Source organism: Fictibacillus sp. Mic-4 (assembly GCF_049843615.1).
GTDB classification, from domain to species: domain Bacteria; phylum Bacillota; class Bacilli; order Bacillales; family Fictibacillaceae; genus Fictibacillus_A; species Fictibacillus_A gelatini.
In genome coordinates this window covers 1-19,063 of record NZ_JBBHZM010000007.1, presented here as the reverse complement: position 1 = coordinate 19,063, position 19,063 = coordinate 1, and the positions used below count along the sequence as shown (strand labels likewise).

The 19,063-nt window shown below is 43.0% G+C and carries 17 protein-coding genes and 1 riboswitch; of the genes, 8 read left to right on the top strand and 9 right to left on the bottom strand.

Annotation, left to right across the window (positions count from 1 at the left end):
* Positions 1–35 precede the first annotated feature (35 nt).
* Both WD019_RS07195 and thyX read right to left on the bottom strand, forming a co-directional pair.
* On the bottom strand, positions 36–1,214 hold the full coding sequence (locus WD019_RS07195; RefSeq protein ID WP_425711067.1) for a MalY/PatB family protein: 1,179 nt from the start codon (positions 1,212–1,214) through the stop codon (positions 36–38).
* Positions 1,215–1,480: 266 nt separating this feature from the next.
* Positions 1,481–2,152 (bottom strand): FAD-dependent thymidylate synthase, encoded by a 672-nt coding sequence (gene thyX, locus WD019_RS07190; RefSeq protein ID WP_425711126.1) that lies wholly within the window; start codon positions 2,150–2,152, stop codon positions 1,481–1,483.
* Positions 2,153–2,636: 484 nt separating this feature from the next.
* On the opposite strand from thyX, the gene WD019_RS07185 reads away from it, so the two are divergent.
* Entirely contained in the window at positions 2,637–3,143 is a 507-nt protein-coding gene (locus tag WD019_RS07185; RefSeq protein ID WP_425711066.1) for a S4 domain-containing protein, read from the top strand.
* Between the two features lie 75 nt (positions 3,144–3,218).
* On the opposite strand, the gene WD019_RS07180 is transcribed toward WD019_RS07185, so the two are convergent.
* Complete coding sequence (locus WD019_RS07180) at positions 3,219–4,181, bottom strand: bile acid:sodium symporter family protein (RefSeq protein ID WP_425711065.1); 963 nt, start codon at positions 4,179–4,181, stop codon at positions 3,219–3,221.
* A 240-nt stretch (positions 4,182–4,421) separates the two neighbouring features.
* Entirely contained in the window at positions 4,422–6,035 is a 1,614-nt protein-coding gene (locus WD019_RS07175) for a long-chain fatty acid--CoA ligase (protein ID WP_425711064.1), read from the bottom strand.
* Positions 6,036–6,175: 140 nt separating this feature from the next.
* Here WD019_RS07175 and WD019_RS07170 point away from each other — a divergent pair, with 140 nt between their 5' ends.
* Positions 6,176–7,636: an MFS transporter gene (locus tag WD019_RS07170; RefSeq protein WP_425711063.1), complete on the top strand. Its 1,461-nt coding sequence runs from the start codon at positions 6,176–6,178 to the stop codon at positions 7,634–7,636.
* A 118-nt stretch (positions 7,637–7,754) separates the two neighbouring features.
* Here the strand turns inward: WD019_RS07170 and WD019_RS07165 are convergent, their stop codons facing one another.
* Positions 7,755–8,318, bottom strand: coding sequence for a helix-turn-helix domain-containing protein (locus WD019_RS07165; RefSeq protein ID WP_425711062.1), 564 nt, complete (start codon positions 8,316–8,318; stop codon positions 7,755–7,757).
* A 93-nt stretch (positions 8,319–8,411) separates the two neighbouring features.
* Here WD019_RS07165 and WD019_RS07160 point away from each other — a divergent pair, with 93 nt between their 5' ends.
* Together WD019_RS07160 and WD019_RS07155 are read left to right on the top strand one after the other, a co-directional pair.
* The gene (locus WD019_RS07160; RefSeq protein ID WP_425711061.1) at positions 8,412–9,377 is read left to right on the top strand and encodes a DMT family transporter; all 966 of its coding nucleotides are present in this window, start codon (positions 8,412–8,414) and stop codon (positions 9,375–9,377) included.
* Positions 9,378–9,485: 108 nt separating this feature from the next.
* Complete coding sequence (locus tag WD019_RS07155; RefSeq protein ID WP_425711060.1) at positions 9,486–10,733, top strand: aminopeptidase P family protein; 1,248 nt, start codon at positions 9,486–9,488, stop codon at positions 10,731–10,733.
* Positions 10,734–10,994: 261 nt separating this feature from the next.
* Here WD019_RS07155 and WD019_RS07150 read toward each other — a convergent pair whose 3' ends face one another.
* From WD019_RS07150 to WD019_RS07135, 4 genes are all read right to left on the bottom strand, one after another.
* On the bottom strand, positions 10,995–11,309 hold the full coding sequence (locus WD019_RS07150; protein ID WP_026676288.1) for a DMT family transporter: 315 nt from the start codon (positions 11,307–11,309) through the stop codon (positions 10,995–10,997).
* Positions 11,309–11,656, bottom strand: a complete 348-nt coding sequence (locus WD019_RS07145) for a DMT family transporter (RefSeq protein WP_425711059.1) — start codon at positions 11,654–11,656, stop codon at positions 11,309–11,311. Before WD019_RS07145 ends, WD019_RS07150 begins: the two co-directional genes overlap by 1 nt.
* Positions 11,657–11,723: 67 nt before the next feature.
* Positions 11,724–11,821, bottom strand: a riboswitch (guanidine-I (ykkC/yxkD leader).
* A gap of 30 nt (positions 11,822–11,851) precedes the next feature.
* A complete protein-coding gene (locus tag WD019_RS07140; protein WP_425711058.1) occupies positions 11,852–13,357 on the bottom strand; it encodes an aminoacyl-histidine dipeptidase in 1,506 nt (501 codons plus the stop codon).
* Between the two features lie 27 nt (positions 13,358–13,384).
* Positions 13,385–14,062 (bottom strand): MOSC domain-containing protein, encoded by a 678-nt coding sequence (locus WD019_RS07135; RefSeq protein WP_425711057.1) that lies wholly within the window; start codon positions 14,060–14,062, stop codon positions 13,385–13,387.
* A 164-nt stretch (positions 14,063–14,226) separates the two neighbouring features.
* Between WD019_RS07135 and WD019_RS07130 the strand changes: the two genes are divergently transcribed.
* The 4 genes from WD019_RS07130 to WD019_RS07115 form a co-directional block, all read left to right on the top strand.
* A complete protein-coding gene (locus WD019_RS07130) occupies positions 14,227–14,916 on the top strand; it encodes a response regulator transcription factor (RefSeq protein WP_026676292.1) in 690 nt (229 codons plus the stop codon).
* A 3-nt stretch (positions 14,917–14,919) separates the two neighbouring features.
* Positions 14,920–16,266, top strand: a complete 1,347-nt coding sequence (locus WD019_RS07125; protein ID WP_425711056.1) for an ATP-binding protein — start codon at positions 14,920–14,922, stop codon at positions 16,264–16,266.
* Positions 16,267–16,354: 88 nt separating this feature from the next.
* Positions 16,355–17,116, top strand: a complete 762-nt coding sequence (locus tag WD019_RS07120) for a PepSY domain-containing protein (protein WP_425711055.1) — start codon at positions 16,355–16,357, stop codon at positions 17,114–17,116.
* A 512-nt stretch (positions 17,117–17,628) separates the two neighbouring features.
* Positions 17,629–19,063, top strand: a 1,435-nt coding sequence (locus WD019_RS07115; RefSeq protein WP_425711054.1) for an Ig-like domain-containing protein, incomplete at its 3' end; no start/stop codon positions are given.

Genomic DNA, 19,063 nt, shown 5'->3' with positions numbered 1-19,063 from the left:
AAGGCGAAAAACCGAAGCAATTGCTGCTTCGGTTCTTAGCGAATCGTCTTGATCGCTTTTTCTATTCGTTTCAGGGCTTCTTCCAATAGAGAACGGGGGCACGCGATGTTGACCCGCGTAAACCCTTCTCCTTCTTTCCCGAAAATATAGCCTTCATCAAAAGCGACCTTCGCTTCTTTTTGCATGAAGCGCTCCAGCTCTTTTGCACCCATTCCTAGTGCGCGGCAGTCGAGCCAGACGAGATACGTCCCTTCTGGCTTAATGACTTTGATTTCACTCATGTGGCTTTCAATGTATTCGGTCATGAATTCCAGGTTCTTTTGCAAATAATCCATCAACTGGTCAAGCCACTCATCACCATGACGGTATGCGGCTTCGGTCGCCGTTACGCCAAACGTATTGGATAGTCCGATAAAATGATTTTCAACTGTTTTTGAAAACGTCAATCTTAATTTCTTGTTTGGGATGATGATATTCGAAATTTGCAAGCCGGCCAGATTAAATGTCTTACTTGGTGCGGTGCAAATAATTGAATGGTTGGCAAACTCCTCTGAGATCGACGCAAAAGGAGTATGTTGATACGCCTTGTACACAAGGTCAAAGTGAATCTCATCTGCAACGACAAGAACGTTGTTTTCAATGCAAATTTGGCCTAGTTCTATCAGCTCCTCTTTTGTCCAGACGCGGCCTACCGGATTGTGAGGGCTGCATAAAATAAGCATTTTCACATTAGGATCGCTGACTTTTATTTTTAAATCTTCATAGTCCATCACATAACGTCCATCTTCAAATTTAAGAGGGTTATGTACAAGCTTGCGTCCATTTTGCTCGACGACTTTTGTAAACGGATAGTATACCGGTGTTTGAATGACGATTTTATCATCAGGTTGTGTAAATGCTTCAACGATGAAACTTAAAGCCGGTACGACTCCTGGAGAATGGCAAATCCATTCCTTTTCAATCGTCCACGAATGCCTTCGCTCCATCCAACCTGCTACCGCATCATAATACGACTCCGGTCTCATGGTATAGCCGAAAATGCCGTGTTCGGCCCTATCCTTCAACGCTTCGATGACCGGCGCGGGAGCCTTAAAGTCCATATCCGCCACCCACATCGGCAAAATGTCTTTTTCACCAAATAAATTTTCCGCATCATCCCATTTGACCGATGCCGTTTTCATTCGGTCAATAGCAGTATCAAAATCATATTTCATATTCCAGACCCCCAATCAATTTTATTCCCTTTTCATTTTACCCAAAGTTTAGTCCATCCGTCTCATTTCGCGCATTAACTATTGTTCTTCTCGTATTGACCTGTTTAAAATTATCGTACAAGGAAAGATGAAAGCTTCGAACTGTCGCCTCTTTATAGAATGAAATATTTTCAGTTGGATCAGGCTTTTTATAATTCTTTCTCAAAAATTGAGCACCCCATCTTGTAAATAATTTGTTGTATTTATCTCCTAATCTTTTATCAGGGCTACTTCTTTTTACTTTCTTCAAAATATGGGGCAAGCCATGGTTCCTGTTCCACAACGATCCGGCGGATTTCTTCGGCAAAATTTGCGATTTCCCACTGGGCTCCGCTCCCTTTTCTTCTCTTTGCATAGAAGTCGAGCAAAGCCCTTAAATTAACGGTCATCGTCAAATTGATTGCCGCCGCATTTGGAAGGACAAAGCGGGCATCCTCGCCCGGGATTTTTAAATCTCTTAAGGCATCATATGCTTCTTGCAGGCGCTCCATTGTTTGAAGATATACATTCAATGCATCACGGTTTTCTTGCACTTTTGGCGGAATGACAAACTGGAAACCGCCTTTCTTTTTGTCGCTTGCATCAGACACATAACGCTGGCTCTGCACGCTATATCCAAAACCGACGCGATGCCTGGTCAATTGGGCCAGAGCTGAACGGGACAGACCTTCAATCGCAAACGTGAACTGGATGTGTTCTAATGTTGATGTGTGGCCGCTCCCGACAATGTGCCGGAACAGGCGGTCAGCATCGGTTCCTTCTTGTCCATCCCCTGCTTGTTTCTGTTCGTATTTTTCATATTCTGCTCCGTCAAATAATTCGGATGGCACATTGGGTGAATAACACGTCCGAATAGCGGTGAACGCCACTTTTCTTGCATTTGGTGTAGATGAAATCATTTCTATTTTTAGTTTTCCTTCTTGTTCTACTGTCTTTGTAGTCATTGATTGCCCTTCCTTTCATATACGTAAAAAATCATTCTTTTTCTTTCATTTCGTATATAAGTTATGATTCTAGGTTCACTATTTTATTCGTCCTTCTTCAACTAATACCTATTTTTCAGAATAATCCACCATTAATTCTTTCCATTTTACGGAATGCATGATATACTAGTATTGGAGATATTTCGGAAGGAGAATTAACTTTATGCCAACGTCTTTGTAATGGAATAAACGTAAAGTGCATAGCATTGCCCTCGTTGAATTTTTTAAATTCTATTCCAGGGGAGCAGTGTGCCCTTTATTACCCATTACAAGGAGCGTAAGTGAACCGATCTTTTTAGCGGAGACCTTTATCGGGGTGCTCCGCTTTTTTGGCTGTTTAAAAAACTTCATATCTCCATCAACACGATTACGCTCCTTAACGATATAAGGAGTGAAAGAAATGAGTACATTCCATATGATCTGGAACCTTCAACAACGTGTAACGAACAAAACGATTGAGCGATATTGTCATAATTGCAAGAAGAAAGTTCCGCTTCTTGATTCAGGCATACTCAGGCATAATGCGAACGGGAAAAACATTTATCAGTTTGCTATTTACAAGTGCCGCCCGAATGGCCATACATGGAATCGAAAACTTGACATGTATAAAGCAAAAACAGAAATTTCAATGGACGAAACGAAAACGGAAATGAATGAACATCAGCCTCAAGCGTTTTCTTTGCTCTCATTGCATAAAACGGGAATTAAGAAGGTCGTGATTTCGCTTGAGAATGTAGAGGGAAAATGGCGGCTGGATGCATTGCTATCACAACATATTGAAGACGTAAGCCGTTCTCAAATTGTACAGTTGATCAAAGAGGGAAAAATTGCAGTGGATGAAACGGTTGTGAAACCAAAGCATTTTCTGCGTAAGGACGAAACGATTACAATTATTGAGAAGATCTAATTTAAAAAAGTAGTTCGATGCTGGAGAACAAACACTCCAAATCGAACTACTTTTTTCATTAGCATTAAGCTGGGCTCAACTGCTCATTTTATGTTCATCAACTTGCTCTTTCTTCCCTCGCATGCGGCTAAAGATCGACGCTAAAACTGAGCCGGACAGATTGTGCCAGACGCTGAAGATGGCGCTTGGGACGGCCGCGAGCGGAGAAAAGTGGGCTGTAGCGATCGCGACCCCGAGCCCGGAATTTTGCATGCCGACTTCCATGGCCACGGCTTTTTGTTTCGCCAGATCCATTCCGCACAGGCGGGCAAAGAAAAATCCAAGAAGGAAACCTAAAACGTTATGAAGAACGACAACGGCGAAAATAATCGGCCCTGCCGTAGCCAGTTTCGCCTGGCTTCCCGCTACGACGCCGCTGACGATCATGACGATTGCCACTACGGATACGAGCGGCAATGCTTTCGCCCCTGCTTCCGCCTGTTTGCCAAAAAACTTTTTCACGATAAATCCAAGTGCCAGCGGTATAATGACAACTTGAATAATGGATACAAATAAAGACCAGATGTTAATGTCTACCCACTTGCTGGCCAATAAAAGAATCAATAATGGCGTGACGATAGGAGCTAAAAGCGTTGAGACAGATGCAATTGCAACGGCAAGCGCCACATCCCCTCTCGCTAAAAATACCATGACATTCGAAGCGGTCCCGCTCGGGCAGCATCCTACGAGGATCACCCCAACCGCAATTTCCGGCGGCAATTTAAGCAAGTATGCTAATAAAAATGCCAACAGCGGCATGACAAGATAATGGCCGATGACACCTAATGCGACGTCTTTCGGACGCCTGAAAACTTCCTTAAAATCTGCCGCGGAAATCGTCAGCCCCATTCCGAACATGACAAGTCCTAACAGCGGAACGACATATCCACCAATCCACGTAAAATGATCTGGCGCCAAATACGCAATAACGGCAAACAATAATACCCAGAGCGTAAATGTTTTCCCGGCAAATGAACTGACTTTTTCGATGACTTTCATACTACCTACCCCTATCTCTCTAGCAAAGCTATTTTTAATATAGTAATATAACCTATTCATACATTTTTTACAAGTATTTATTTTCATAAAATTTAAAAAGTCTCTCATTCTGGCCATATGCTTTCTAATGTTTATTTTTGTCAACCGATTACAAAATGGTAAAGATTTTATTTTCGAAAATGAAAAAGCTTGCAGAAACAGCCTGCAAGCATAAAAAATGATCAGGTTTTGTACGAAGAATCAAACAGACAAGTGCTGCCTAAGTTGATCCCGCAATGCCATTTTTAAAAATTTCCCGACGGACGTCTTCGGAATTTCGTCTAAAAACACGATGTCGTCCGGAAGCCACCATTTCGCGAATTGCGGTCTTAAATAGTCGAGCAGCTCCTCTTTTGTTACGTTGTCTTTGTATTTTTCCTTTAAAACGACACAGGCAACCGGGCGCTCTTGCCATTTTGGATGGGGAACAGCGACAACCGCCGCTTCAAACACGGCTTCATGGGCCATCAACACATTTTCTAAATCAACGGAAGAAATCCACTCCCCTCCGCTTTTAATCACATCTTTTGTCCGGTCAACAAGCTTTACGTTTCCTTCTTCATCAATGGTGGCGATATCGCCCGTATATAGCCAGCCATCTTTAAACGAGTCACTCGTCCGATCGTCACGATAATATTCGGAAGCGATCCACGGCCCGCGAATTAATAGCTCGCCCATCGTCTCTCCGTCCCAATCAACCTCGCCGTTTTCGTTGACGATTTTCACATCGAGGCCTGGAACAACAATCCCTTGTTTAGCAAGAACTTCAAGGCGCTCTTCCCCGGTTAGATCCGATTGATAGCTTTTTAATCTGGAGTATAAGGCAAGCGGTGTCGTCTCCGTCATCCCGTATGCATGGTAAAACGGAATTTTATGTTTTTCTTCAAACGCCCGGATCATTCCTTTTGGCGCAGCCGATCCTCCGCAAAGGATGCCGCGGAGGCTGCTCATATCGTATGATCCCGCTTCCAGCTCTTTTAGCAGGCCGAGCCAAATGGTCGGAACACCTGCGGTAATTGTTACTTTTTCGTTTTGAATAAGCTCGGCAAGCAATTTGGGGGTAAAAGCCGGGCCCGGCAACACTTGAGTCGTGCCAAACCATGTGGCGGCAAATGGCGTTCCCCACGCATTCACATGAAACATCGGCACGACAGGCATGCATACATCCGATTCGGAAATGCCCGTCGTATCGGCAAGGCCAAGCGCCATGCTGTGAAGCACAATGCCGCGATGGGTATATACAACGCCTTTTGGTTTACCTGTAGTTGCGGACGTGTAGCACATCCCTAACGGATCATTTTCTTCAATATCGGCGGGGTACGAAAAATCGGGATCTCCAGCCGCTATTAATTGTTCATACGAATATAGCGGTTCGATTGTCGAAGCCGGCAAAGATGTTTCATCTGACATAACAACAAATTTCTTAACGGTTGTAAGCTGATCTTTAATCGCTTCGATAAGCGGAAGGATGTCTTCATCAATAAGCAGAACTTGATCTTCAGCATGATTGATTACATAAATGAGGTCTTGAGGAGAAAGACGGATATTAATCGTATGTAGAACTGCCCCCATACAGGGAATCGCAAAATAAGCTTCAAGGTGGCGGTGATGGTTCCAGGCGAGCGTTCCGACGCGGTCTCCCCGCTTAACCCCGAGTGTTTCAAGACTGCTTGCTAGTCTCCGGGTTCTTTCGGCTACTTCTTTGTACGTCAATCGGTGAATTTTAGAGTGTGTTCTTGAGATGATTTTCTTCTTCGGAAAATACTTTTCTGCGCGATCAATCAACCCATGCAATACCAATGGCGTGTTCATCATAATAACATGCCTCCTCTATACTGATTTTTCGGAAACTTAAGACTATTGTACCATATATTCCGAATTTTATTGATTTTTTCATTCTAAACATTCATTTGGTTAAACTATAAACGGTATGATTTTTTAAAGGAGACATTTTTGTGATTAGACTAATCGATGAGCGAAAAATAGAAGAAAAAAACGGGCGAAAGTGGCTTATATTGGCGAATGTTTCAATCGGCACATTTATGTCCACCTTAGACGGCAGCATCGCAAACGTCGCCTTGCCGTCCATTTCAAGTCAACTGAATGCGCCACTTCATGAGGTTCAATGGGTTTTGACCGCCTACCTTTTAACGATTTGCGCGACATTGCCGATTATCGGAAAGTTTTCCGATTTATTCGGGCGGAGCCGTGTGTATACGATCGGACTTTTTATTTTCACTGCAGGTTCGCTTATGTGCGGGCTGTCCCACTATTTGGCCACGCTTATTATTTCGCGCATTGTTCAAGCGATCGGCGCATCCTGCATTATGACAAACAGCCAGGGAATCGTCGCTTCCACTTTTGCAAAAGGCGGAAGAGGAAAAGCGATGGGCATTACCGGAACGATGGTATCCCTCGGTTCATTAACGGGACCTGGTATTGGCGGTTTGCTGATTGAACATTTCGGGTGGGCGTCCATTTTTTTAATGAACCTTCCGATCGGGCTGATCGGCTTTCTCGCCGGATGGTTTATTTTGCCGAAAGACAAGATAAAAGAAATACATGAACCGTTCGATTATTTAGGGTCGGTCCTTTTTATGGTCGGAATGATCAGCTTTCTTTACACGCTGTCCAACGCGGAAGTCCAGGGCTGGGGGTCGCTTTTCGTTAAAATGGGAATGATCAACGCAATTTGTTCCTTTGTGTTTTTCTTTTCATGGGAAAGAAAGACAAGCTTTCCGATGCTTGATTTCTCCTTATACCGAATCCGCGCTTTTGCGATCGGAAACATTACGGCCTTATTATCGTTTATCGCGATCTTTTGTACGAACGTTATGATGCCGATTTATATGGAAAATATTTTGCACTACTCGCCTGAACTCACCGGTTACACGATGATGTCCTATCCGTTAGTGATGGCGGTCATCGCGCCTATCTCGGGCTGGCTGTCTGACAAATTCGGCTCTCATTTTTTAACAACTGGCGGATTGCTCATTAATGCGCTCGGTTTCGGTCTTCTTACTACATTGACACAAAGTGAAAGTCCATGGCTTGTCGCCCTTCATCTTTCCCTATTCGGAATCGGGCACGGCCTGTTTCAATCGCCGAACAATTCAAGCGTTATGGGTGCGGTTCCAATACAAAAGCTAGGATCAGCGGGCGGGTTAAACGCCTTAATCCGCAATGTCGGGATGGTTCTTGGAACAACGTTTTCCGTCTCGCTCTTTTCGTTTCGACTTCATCAATTGAGCGGGCATTTAGGATCGCTCTCTTCTCATTCAACCGATCAGCCGGAACAAATGATGAATGCCCTTCATGTTGTCTTTTGGGCCGCATTCACCATATGCCTGATCGGCGCCATCCTTTCTTCCCTCCGCATTTGGACACGGATCCATGCAAAAAAGGTCGCGATTTAGCGGCCTTCTATTTATGCATAAGATAAATAAATTGGGCAGCTAGACGACGAATCGGTCCCGTGCCAATTTAACGCCCATAGCCCAAAGCGCCTCTGCCTTTGCTACGGCCAAAATTTCTTTAGTGATATGAAATCGTCAAGTGAAGCACGGCTTGTTGGTCGGATACATTTTCATAAGTGTGCTTTTCACTGGCCGTAAATTGGATGGAATCATATTGTTCAAGTGTGTACGTTTCCATTCCGATCGTTAGTTGAATGCTTCCTGACATGACCGTTGCGATTTCCGTTGTGCCTTCATGATGCTGTTCAGGTTCATATTTGCACTCAGGATCTAAGAAAGCGCGATACATCCCGAGCCCTTCACTCATATTCGAAAAAAGGGGCTCCATTATCCACCCGGGCCCACCTGAAAATCGTGGCCCTTTTCCTGCCCGTGAAAGCATTACTTTATTTTCAGACTTTAACAATGCCATTAATGGCACCGAAAGCCCGTTTGAAATTTTCCACATCATTCCGATTGTCGGATTCGTATCCCCTCGTTCGATATTCCCCAGCGTTAATTTACTGACTCCCGTTTTTGCGGCTAATTCTTCTAAGCTGAGCTTTTTCTCTTTTCGTAATTGCCTTAAGGTCGATCCTACACATTGGATAAGTTTTTTCGTTTCATCATCATTGCATTTCATTCTTATACATTCCTTTTGTATATTTTAATTTACTTTTTTATTAATTTAGTATACTATGATATACCGTAGATAAAAAATAAGAGGTGAACTTTTATGAGAGCAATAGTCGTTGGGATCTTATCTTCCATGTTTTTTTCTGCAACGTTTATTATAAATCGGGCAATGAATTTATCGGGAACGAGCTGGGCCTGGACTGCTTCGTTGCGGTTTTTGCTCGCTATTCCATTTCTCTTTATTATTGTAGCACTTCGGAAAAATGGAAGACAATTGTTGACGGAAATGATTAAGCATCCGTTTCAGTGGCTCTTATGGGGGACTGTCGGCGGTGTTGGATTTTATTCATTGTTAAGCTTTGCCGCCGTATATGGACCGGCATGGTTAACATCTGGAACGTGGCAGGTGACGATCCTGGCCGGGGCGCTGCTTTCCCCTTTGTTTTTCGTTACTGTCCATACTGAAAAAGGCGAGCGAAAAATCCGGCAAACGATTCCTTTAAAAAGTGTAAAAATATCGCTCGTCATTTTAATCGGGGTTGTTTTCATGCAGGCGAAAGAAGCGGACCATATTAGCTTGAAGGCATTTTTATTAGGATTTTTGCCTGTTGTTATCGCCGCTTTTTTGTATCCGCTCGGCAACCGCAAAATGATGGAATTGTGCCAGGGAAGAATCGATACGTTCCAGCGCACATTAGGAATGGCCCTCTCCAGCCTGCCCGTTTCCATTTTGTTTGCCATTTATGGAACAGCGACCGTCGGATTGCCGTCTAAAGCGCAGCTCAGCCAGGCATTGCTTCTCGCTTTATGTTCAGGAGTGGCAGCGAGCCTTCTTTTCTTCCTTGCCACTGACATGGCGAAAAACAACATGACACTCTTGGCCGCTGTCGAGTCGACGCAATCCGGAACGATGGTATTTACCGTGCTTGGAGAGGTCGTTTTATTAAATGGGGCATTCCCGACAGGCATTTCCTTAGTCGGAATGATCGTCATTATGGCCGGCATGGTCCTGAACAGCCTGGCCAATCGAAAACCGGCTAGCCCGAAGCGTTCGAGAACTGCTTAGTGAAAAACAGCGTCCACGCTGTTTTTTCATTTTGTTTAAGAAAAAGGATTTTTCGGCTTCTTTATCTAATTTTTAAAGGGTGGAAATAAAACTGAAGGAGAGCAACGAATGAAACCATCTTTTTTTATTCAAAACAGAGAAAAATTTGCGAAACATTTGCCTGACCAATCGATTGCGTTATTGTTTGCCGGGCGCGCCCCGCAAAAATCGGCGGATGAAAGCTATAAGTTTGTACCGAACCGGAATTTTTACTACATGACCGGAATCGATGAGCCAAATGTCATCTTGTTTCTGAAAAAAGTGAATGACAAGCTTGATGAAATGTTATTTATTGAAAAATCGGATCCCGTTATGGAAAAATGGGTCGGCAAAACCGTTTCGAAGGAAGAAGCCGAAACGATTTCCGGAATTAAGAAAATCTTTTATTTGGACCAATTCGAAACGATACTTGCCCGCACCCTTTTTAATGAAAATGTGGGTCATCTTTATTTAGATCTTGAACGCCGCGAATGGGACCGCCCGCTCTCACGAACACAAGTTTTTGCGAACAAAGTGAAAGAAAGCTATCCGCACCTTACAATCGCTAATAGCTACCCGATCATTTGTGAGCTGCGCGTCATTAAATCCGGCGAAGAAGTTGAAAAAATTAAAGAAGCGATCGAAGTGACGAAAAACGGCATTTACAATGTGATGAAACATGCGAAAGAAGGAATGATGGAATATCAGCTCGAAGCCCATTTCGATTTCACGCTAAAATCGTCCGGCATTAAGCACCACGCGTTCAACACAATTTTAGCAAGCGGGAAAAATGCGACCGTCCTCCATTACGAAGACAACGACGCGCAAATCCAGGACGGGGATTTGATTTTGCTCGATCTCGGCGCTCAAAAAGATTACTACAATGCAGACATTAGCTACACCTTCCCGGCAAACGGCAAATTTACCGACCGGCAAAAACAAATCTACAACATTGTTTTAAAAGCGTTGAAAGAAACGACGGAGCTTGTCAAACCAGGTTTGAAATTTGCCGAGCTGAATGAACATACGAAAAAGGTGCTTGCTGAAGAATGCAAAAAAATTGGCTTGATCAAAGAAGACTCCGAAATCGCAAAGTATTATTACCACGGCGTGAGCCATTTCCTTGGCCTTGACACGCACGATGTCGGAACGTACCAGGGGCGGGTATTGGAGCCGGGAATGGTCATCACGATGGAGCCTGGCCTATATATCGAAGAAGAAAACATCGGCATCCGCATCGAGGATGACATTCTTGTCACCGAAGACGGCTATGAAAACCTTTCCAGAGACATTATCCGTACTGTTGAAGAAATTGAGGAGTTTATGGCAAGTAGATAAATTTCATAAAGGGCTGCCAGGAAAGTTATTGGAAAATGACTTTCACTGGCCGCCCTTTTTTCGTAGCTACTGCCCTTTCAGCTATCCATTAGACAATAAAATGTTGAGTTCGGACAATAAAATGTTAAATTTCGACAATAACATGTACGATCCGGACAAGAAAGTGTCAGTTTCGGACAATAAACTATTAGATCCGGACAATAAACTTTGTCTTCTTTACATTTTAACTTCCGAAAGTACTCTTTTACGGCATTTTTTATTTCAGGAAATCCATTTCAACCCGATCGCAGCGAACAGAACCATGGCAATAAAGAAAATGCGCCTCCAGTCTCTCGATTCACCGTATAGCACCATCCCGAGAATCGCTCCTCCTGACGCGCCTATTCCCGTCCATACCGCATATGCCGTTCCCATCGGCAATGTTTTCATAGCAATCGTAAGAAACAAAAAGCTTGCGCCAAATCCGGCTAGTAAATAAATAAAAGATGTCCACTTTCGATCGTGGTGCCATTTGTTAATCATCGTCACGCCTATCATTTCAAAGAGCCCCGCTAGTATAAGTGAAACCCAGGCCATTATGAATCCACCCCTTTCTCTTTTGTCTCTTTATCGCCCGTCACGACTTTCAAACCGATCACCCCGACAAGCAAAATCAAAATGAGAACGAGCTTGATTATGTGAAACGGCTCTCCGAAAAAGGCCATTTCGGCAAACACCGTCCCTGCTGTTCCCATTCCAACGAATACGGCATAAACCGTCCCGACAGGCAGCACTTTCCCTGCCATAATCATTAAATAAAAGCTGATCAAAATCGAAATGACCGTCCCGCCCCAGGCAAGTGGCGTATGGGCGTGCTTTAGCCCGATCACCCAGAACACTTCAAAAAATGCGGCGACAAACACATTTATCCAATTGACATTCATTTCTCTCTCCCCTTTCTAGTTGTTCGGAACCTTAAATAAAAAAGCCCGGAAGATATCGCTTGATGATATCTCCCGGGCTTTTATCCCTCCGTGGCACAGCTTTAGCTGTGAGTTTTCTCTCGGACCAGACCAAATGAGATTTGCGGAACCCTAGAAAACATTTTTGTTTTTACAAGACTACATTATTCCTTAAAACTATTCCATATGCAAGGCTTTTCTATTTTTCTTCTTTAAATTCTTCATATCTTTTAAAACGGCAAGCAAGTACTCCCACGTTCGAATGGCAGAAGTGATACTTATATGCTCATCCGGCGTATGGACATTGTACATGTCAGGACCGATGGAAATCACATCTAAACCGGGGATTTTTTCTGTAAATACACCACATTCAAGCCCCGCATGAATGGCGACAATTTCTGCTTCTTTTCCATACATTTCTTTATAGACTTTTTGGCATAGCTCGCGGATGGCCGAATCAGGTTTGTACGCCCATTCCGGATATCCCGCGCTGATCTCAAGCTTACCGTGTAATACCTCCGCCAGCGCCTTCACCTGATTGAGGATATATTCCTTCTCGCTTTTGACGGAACTGCGGATTTCATTTTGAAAAACGACTTCCCCTTCTTTCGTTGACGTAGCGACGACACCGAGATTGGTTGAAGTTTCCACAAGCCCTTCAATATCCAAACTCATTTTTTGAACGCCATTTGGAGTTAACATGAGCGCGTGAATCACTTTTTCCGTCGTTTCTTTCGAAAATGCCCTGCTGCCGATAGGGCTTTCTACTTTTTCAAAGAGTAGCGAGACATCAGGGTCGGATACGCGCAACTCGGTCTTCAATCGATCATTCCATTCTTTTATTTTTTGCTCTACTTTCCCGATCAATTGATCTTCCACTAAAAGGATAGCGTCCGCTTCCCGCGGAATCGCATTGGATTTCAAGCCGCCATTAATTTCACATAATAGAAACGATCCTTCATTAAACAGGTCATAAAGAACCCGTCCGAGAAGTTTGTTCGCATTTCCTCTTTCTTTATCAATCATCATTCCGGAATGTCCGCCTTTTAAGCCTCGTATACTCAGGCGGCAAGCAGTTAATGGGTGCGTGACGTTGGTCCAGCTGATCGGAATAACAAGGTCTCCTTTCACACCTCCCGCACTGCTGACAAGAAGTTTTCCTTCTTCTTCGGAATCTAGGTTAATGAAAAGTTCACCTGTAAAATGGGACGGATCAACGGAAATCGCTCCGGTCATCGTTGTTTCTTCTTCTGTCGTGATCACGACCTCAAGAGCCGGGTGTGGAATTTCGTTTGAGTCAAGCAAGGCAAGAGCATAGGCAACTGCAATCCCATTGTCCGCGCCAAGTGTTGTATCCGTCGCGTACAGCATGTCCCCTTCAAGCTTCAGGCGAATCGGATCATGCTCGAAATTATGCTTTGTCCCTTGATTTTTTTCACAAACCATATCCATATGCCCTTGGAGGATGACAACCGGGGCTTGTTCATATCCTTCTGTTGCCGGTTTTTTAATGATCACATTAAGCGCTTCATCTTGAATCGCTTCAAGATTTCGTTCTTTCGCAAACCGGACTAAATAATCGCTAATTTCTTTTTCATGTCCGGAACATCGCGGGATATTGGATATTTCTTGAAAATAATGAAACACTGGATGGCGTGTCAACTCTTCCAAACTTTGAAACATACCTATCATCCTTTCCTATGTAAAAATTTATCCTTCGAGCCTTTTTGACGCATCCGGCTCAATTCCCTGAAGTCTTTTTTCAAATGTTGCTCTCCAATTGGCCGATAACGCATCGACGTTTAATAGCATCTCAATCCCCTCACGATTTTTCTTATCGTGATGCATGATCGTATTGGCGTACTGTACTGATCGTTTCATAGGATGTTCTTCGAGAAGGCTTAGTGCATCCCGCTCGCGAACAATTCCTTCTTGTAACACGCGAAAATAATAGCCTGTGAAACCGGTCGTTTGAAACTTGAGCGGCAGTTCCTTGATCCCGTACCTTTTTGCCAGTTTAAAGCATGGCTGCCTCGGCTGGCTCACTTGAACGACCGCCTCTCCCAATTGAAAAATGTCCCCGATATGGACTTTGTCCTCGGTTAATCCTTTTACCGTCAGATTTTCGCCAAAAGCTCCCGGCGAAAGTGTAAGTTTCAAATCGTTCTCCCAATATACATAATGGTCATGGGGATAGACACAAACTGCTTTATCGGCCCCACCATGGTGGACAAGATCCGCCTGGCCATCCCCTTCAAAGTTCAACGTTTTTAGATGAACAGGCGCATGTACCGGCCGCTTAACGATCCCTGTCTGGATTTCTTGCCCGTCGGTGTATAATGTTGATGGTTTCCCGACATTTATAGAAACGATTAGATACTGATTCAACGACATTCCCTCCCTTTGTAAAACGTCCAATCATTTTTCTCCTATTTAAAAAGTACCTTATTTCGAAAAATTCCGCTACACTTTTTGGAAATGCTTTGAATACGTCGCTCTCATCATTTTTTAATATAGATTTGGTACAATTCCAATAGAGAGGAGCGTGTCATGTGGATAGAAGAATTTTAATTATAGAAGATGAGGAAAAAATCGCCCGTGTGTTGAGCCTTGAGCTCAACTATGAAGGCTACCAGACCGAGACCGCTTTTGATGGGAAAACCGGGTTAGAGAAAGCAAAAAACGAAACATGGGATTGTATATTGCTCGACATTATGCTCCCTGAACTGAATGGGCTTGAAGTATTACGGCGCCTGCGAATGGCCGATGAACATACGCCTGTCATTTTATTAACCGCAAGAGATGCCGTACCGGATAAAGTGAGCGGGCTTGATCACGGAGCCAACGACTATGTGACGAAACCTTTTGAAATCGAAGAATTGCTCGCTAGAATTCGGGTAGCTTTAAGAACAAGTCAGCCCCGGAAAGCCCATTTAGATTCACAATCGTTATATGTCAATGATCTTTCGGTTCATTTAGGCACCCGCGATGTCCTGCGTGCCGGAAATGAGATTGAACTGACGCCGAGAGAATTTGATTTGCTCGTCTATTTAATGAAAAACAAAAACCATGTACTAACAAGGGAGCAAATCATTACGGAAGTATGGGGATATGATTTTATAGGGGATACGAATGTGGTTGACGTCTATATTCGTTATTTACGAAAAAAGATTGACCATGACTATGACCAAAAGCTCATCCAAACCTATCGAGGTGTCGGCTACAGTATGAAGGAGCATTGATTGATGAAAATCAGGACAAAATTGCAGCTTTTCGCCAGCCTTTTTCTGCTTGTTCTTCTTTTGATCGTCAACATCCTTGTTTGCTTGCTATTTTATGAACAATCAATGGAACAAGAAAAAAGCACGCTGGAAAGTCAGGCTGTACTTTTAATGAAAAACTATAAAACAGCGGAGCTATTGAAGGGCGATTCGAAATTGCTTTCTCCTTACACGCCTGATGATGGCATGATTCGAATTATTGATTCTCGGCTCAACGTACTAAATGAAGCCAGTGATGATGATGATTTAAAAAAATTGCCCGTTCATTTTTCAAACGATGATGATTTTGCCATCGTACGTATCGATGACGACTTTTGCCTTACCTACCGCCTTCCAATTCCGGACGAGGATCACCCTCGAGCGAACATTGAAATCACTGAGAGCCTTGACGCTTTCCGTAAGACGATGTCGACATTAATGATGATTATACTTGGAGCATCTATTGTCGCTCTCCTTTTATCGATCATTGGCGGCAGGCTCTTGTCAAACCTTTTATTAAAACCGATCGCTTCTATGAGCCATACGATGAAAGACATTCAAGAGAGCGGAAGTTTTAAAAAAATTAAGATAGAGAAAAAGTCGAAAGACGAGCTCCATATGATGGCAGACACGTTTAATGCGATGATCGGACAGCTTGAGAAAAACTTTACCAGGCAGCAGCAATTTCTTGCAGACGCTTCCCATGAGTTGAAAACGCCGCTTACCGTGATCGAAAGCTACGCAAAGCTTTTAAAGCGCTGGGGAACAAGCGATCCTGACATTCAAAAGGAAGCGGTCGATGCGATTTATTCTGAAGCGATCCGAATGAAAACATTGACGCGCCAATTACTTTACATTGCTTCAGAGGAACAAGAAGAAACAAAACTAAAAAAAGAATCGATCGATCTCGTCTCTTTTTGCAAAAAAATGTTGCAGCCGCTGCGGCGGATTCACCGTCGGACAATCCATATTCATCATGAGGATCACGAACTTTTCATCCGCTCCGACCCGGAAAAGCTGGAACAAGTTCTTCTCATATTGCTTGATAATGCGCTCAAATACAGTGAAAAAGAAATTGACCTTTTTGTACAACGTGCGGGAAGTGGAGCCTCTATCACTGTAAAAGATTACGGCATTGGCATTCCGGAAAACGAATTAGAAGCGGTATTTGACCGATTTTACCGGGTTGATAAATCGCGGCAACGAAAAACGGGCGGTTCTGGTTTAGGATTGTCGATAGCAAAATCCATCGTAGATCGATTGGGCGGAACCATCCGAGTTGAAAGCAAGGAAGGCAGCTGGACAAGTTTTACGATCACATTGCCTTCATGAATCTCATCATCTTTTAATCTTCCTTTCATGATCGTTTCATGTTAGCCGGGTAGTCTAGAAACAGGTTAAAACAAGGAGGAATTTTAAGATGAAATTTGGAAAGAAAAAAGGGATCGTTTCTGCGTCTGCCTTAGCGCTCGCAGCTGGTATTGGAACAGCGGGGGTCGTGGTTCATGCCGCAAATGCAAACGTGAAAATTTCAAAAGAACAGGCAAGGCAAATGGTTGCCGATCAATTAAAAGGAAAAGTGACAAAACAAGAATTGGATCACGATGATGGAAAAGTTGTATATGATATGGATGTGATTGCGCATAACAACCGATATGATGTGAACCTTGATGCAAAAACTGGAAAAATGATTAGCGTAGAAAAAGAAGATGGCCACGATGGCGATGATCATGAAGATCACCTCCAGAATGTTAACCCGAAGATAAGCGTTGATCAAGCGATTAGCATTGCTTCGGCACACGCAAAAGGCACTCCTGTTGATCTTGAGTTGGACGAGGAACACGGGAAGATGATATATGAAATTGATCTTCAGGAAAAAACGACCGCTCATGAAGTGAAAATCGATGCAGCCACCGGAAAAGTACTTAACGTGAAACCAAAAGAAGTCGATGATGACCTGCCTGGAAATGCAAGAGCGAAAATCAGCATCGATCAAGCAGCTGCCATTGCCTTGACAAAAGAAAATGGAACCGTCACCGATATCGAATTGGATAAGAAGCGCGGAAAGCTTGTTTATGAAATTAACATACAAGGCAAATCAAAAGACTATGAAGTAAAAATTGATGCGACTTCCGGCAGCGTTCTTTCAGTTAAAGCAGAAACCCCGGACCATGAAGATTAATTGAAACTGTTAAAAGTCGGAGTGGTGTAAAATGCCATTCCGGCTTTTGTTTTTGACCTATTCAATTTCGCCTCTTGTTTTTCATTTATAAATACGTTTGGATAATAAAATTCTTAGTTTGGACAATAAAGCCTGTAATTTGGACAATATTTCTCTCGATCAGACAGTATACTCTGCCGATCAGACAATAAACACTTGTCTGGACAATAAAGCCTGTAGTTTGGACAATATGCTTTCCGATTTGGACAATAAGTTACCCAGTACGGACAATATGCTTCCTGATTTGAACATAATTTTTTCGTTTAAGTCAGCCATTCATGGAATTCTCGTATCTTTCCACGAGTTTTGGGTATAACGATCCCGATTTCAAGTACATCCTCATAAAATTAGGACAGTGTTCCCTTTCAAAACGAATAATTGCTCTATTCTCAAAAGATTTTATTTCTGCAAAAATACTATTCTAGCTTCCATTATGGTATAATTCGGAAAAATAGATTTTGAGAGGAGTCCCAATGAAATCTAGTAAATGTAAACTGACCCTATTGCTTAGTACGGCCTTTTTTCTTTTGTCTCCAGTTTTTCCGAATGTTTCTTTCGCCGCTTCAGCTCAAGCAGCAGCTTGTGGATACGTTCCGAAACAAGGCGTTAATCCAACTTATCAACAAATAAACTGCTTGCTTACACAAGCCGCAATAAAGGCGAAAATTCCTCCTGAAGTGGTAAAAGGAATTGCAACTCAGGAAAGCGGGGATTGGAAACAATTTGATGCGAACGGCAAGTCGATTATCTCCCCTGACGGAGGAATCGGAGTCATGCAAATTACCAATCAAACAGGGTATGACACGAACAAATTGAAAAATGATGTTGTTTATAATATTAATGCCGGAGTTGAAATAGTAGCCAATATGTACAAACGGAACGATCTTCCGAAAATTAAAGGCATGACGTCCAATATAATCGAAAATTGGTACTTTCCAGTGATGGCGTATAATGGAACGAAACCAAAAAACAGTCCAATTGTTCAAGCGACAGGCAAAAAGAACATGAACGCGTATCAGGAAAAAGTATTCCATCATATTGAAGAATTCAGCTTTTTAGATAGTATGAAATTGACGCCTATCCCGTTTCTTGCAAAAGACTTTCAATACGATCCGCAATCAAACGAAAACATTAAATTTCTGAAAACGTTGTACACCATTACAAAGCCGCTCAATGCTTCAAGGTATTCATTTATGAAAGGAGAAGCTGTTGTAACAACGCAAAGTGCAAATTTACGTTCAAAACCGACGACAGATAGCAGCAGTGTGCCCATAAAGAAGCAAACAACACTTACAATTGCAGGGAACTTTACATATGATGAAGTTTCCAGTCGGCATAATCAATTTGTCTGGTATCCTGTTAAACCAGGAAATAGCACAAAGACCTACTATATTTCTTCAAGCTACATTACAAAAAAATTAAATGCCCCTTCAGTCAACACCGTTGATGATAACGATAAGTATGTAATCGGGAGCAAAGCGCTGCCCGGATCAAACGTAACCGTCAAAGCGGGAACAAAAGGAATAGGAGCTGCGATCGCGGACGCGAAAGGATCTTTCAAACTATCCATTCCTATTCAAAAAGCAAATAGTAGCCTGACGATATACTATGTTGATAAAACAAATACACAAAGTCCTGCAGCAACGGTCAAAGTGAAAGATCGGACCGCACCTTCAGCACCAAAAATCAATAGCATCACTTCAAAAACGAAAAGTGTCACGGGTAAGGCTGAATCGTATTCAACGGTTAAGCTAGCGGTCGGCAAAAAAACGATTGGAGCCGCGAAAGCCGATCAAAAAGGGAACGTAAAAATCTCAATAAAACCTCAAAAAGCCGGTACGTTAATAAAAGCTTCAGCAACCGATACATCAGGAAATACAAGCAGCATAACGACAATTAAAGTAAAAA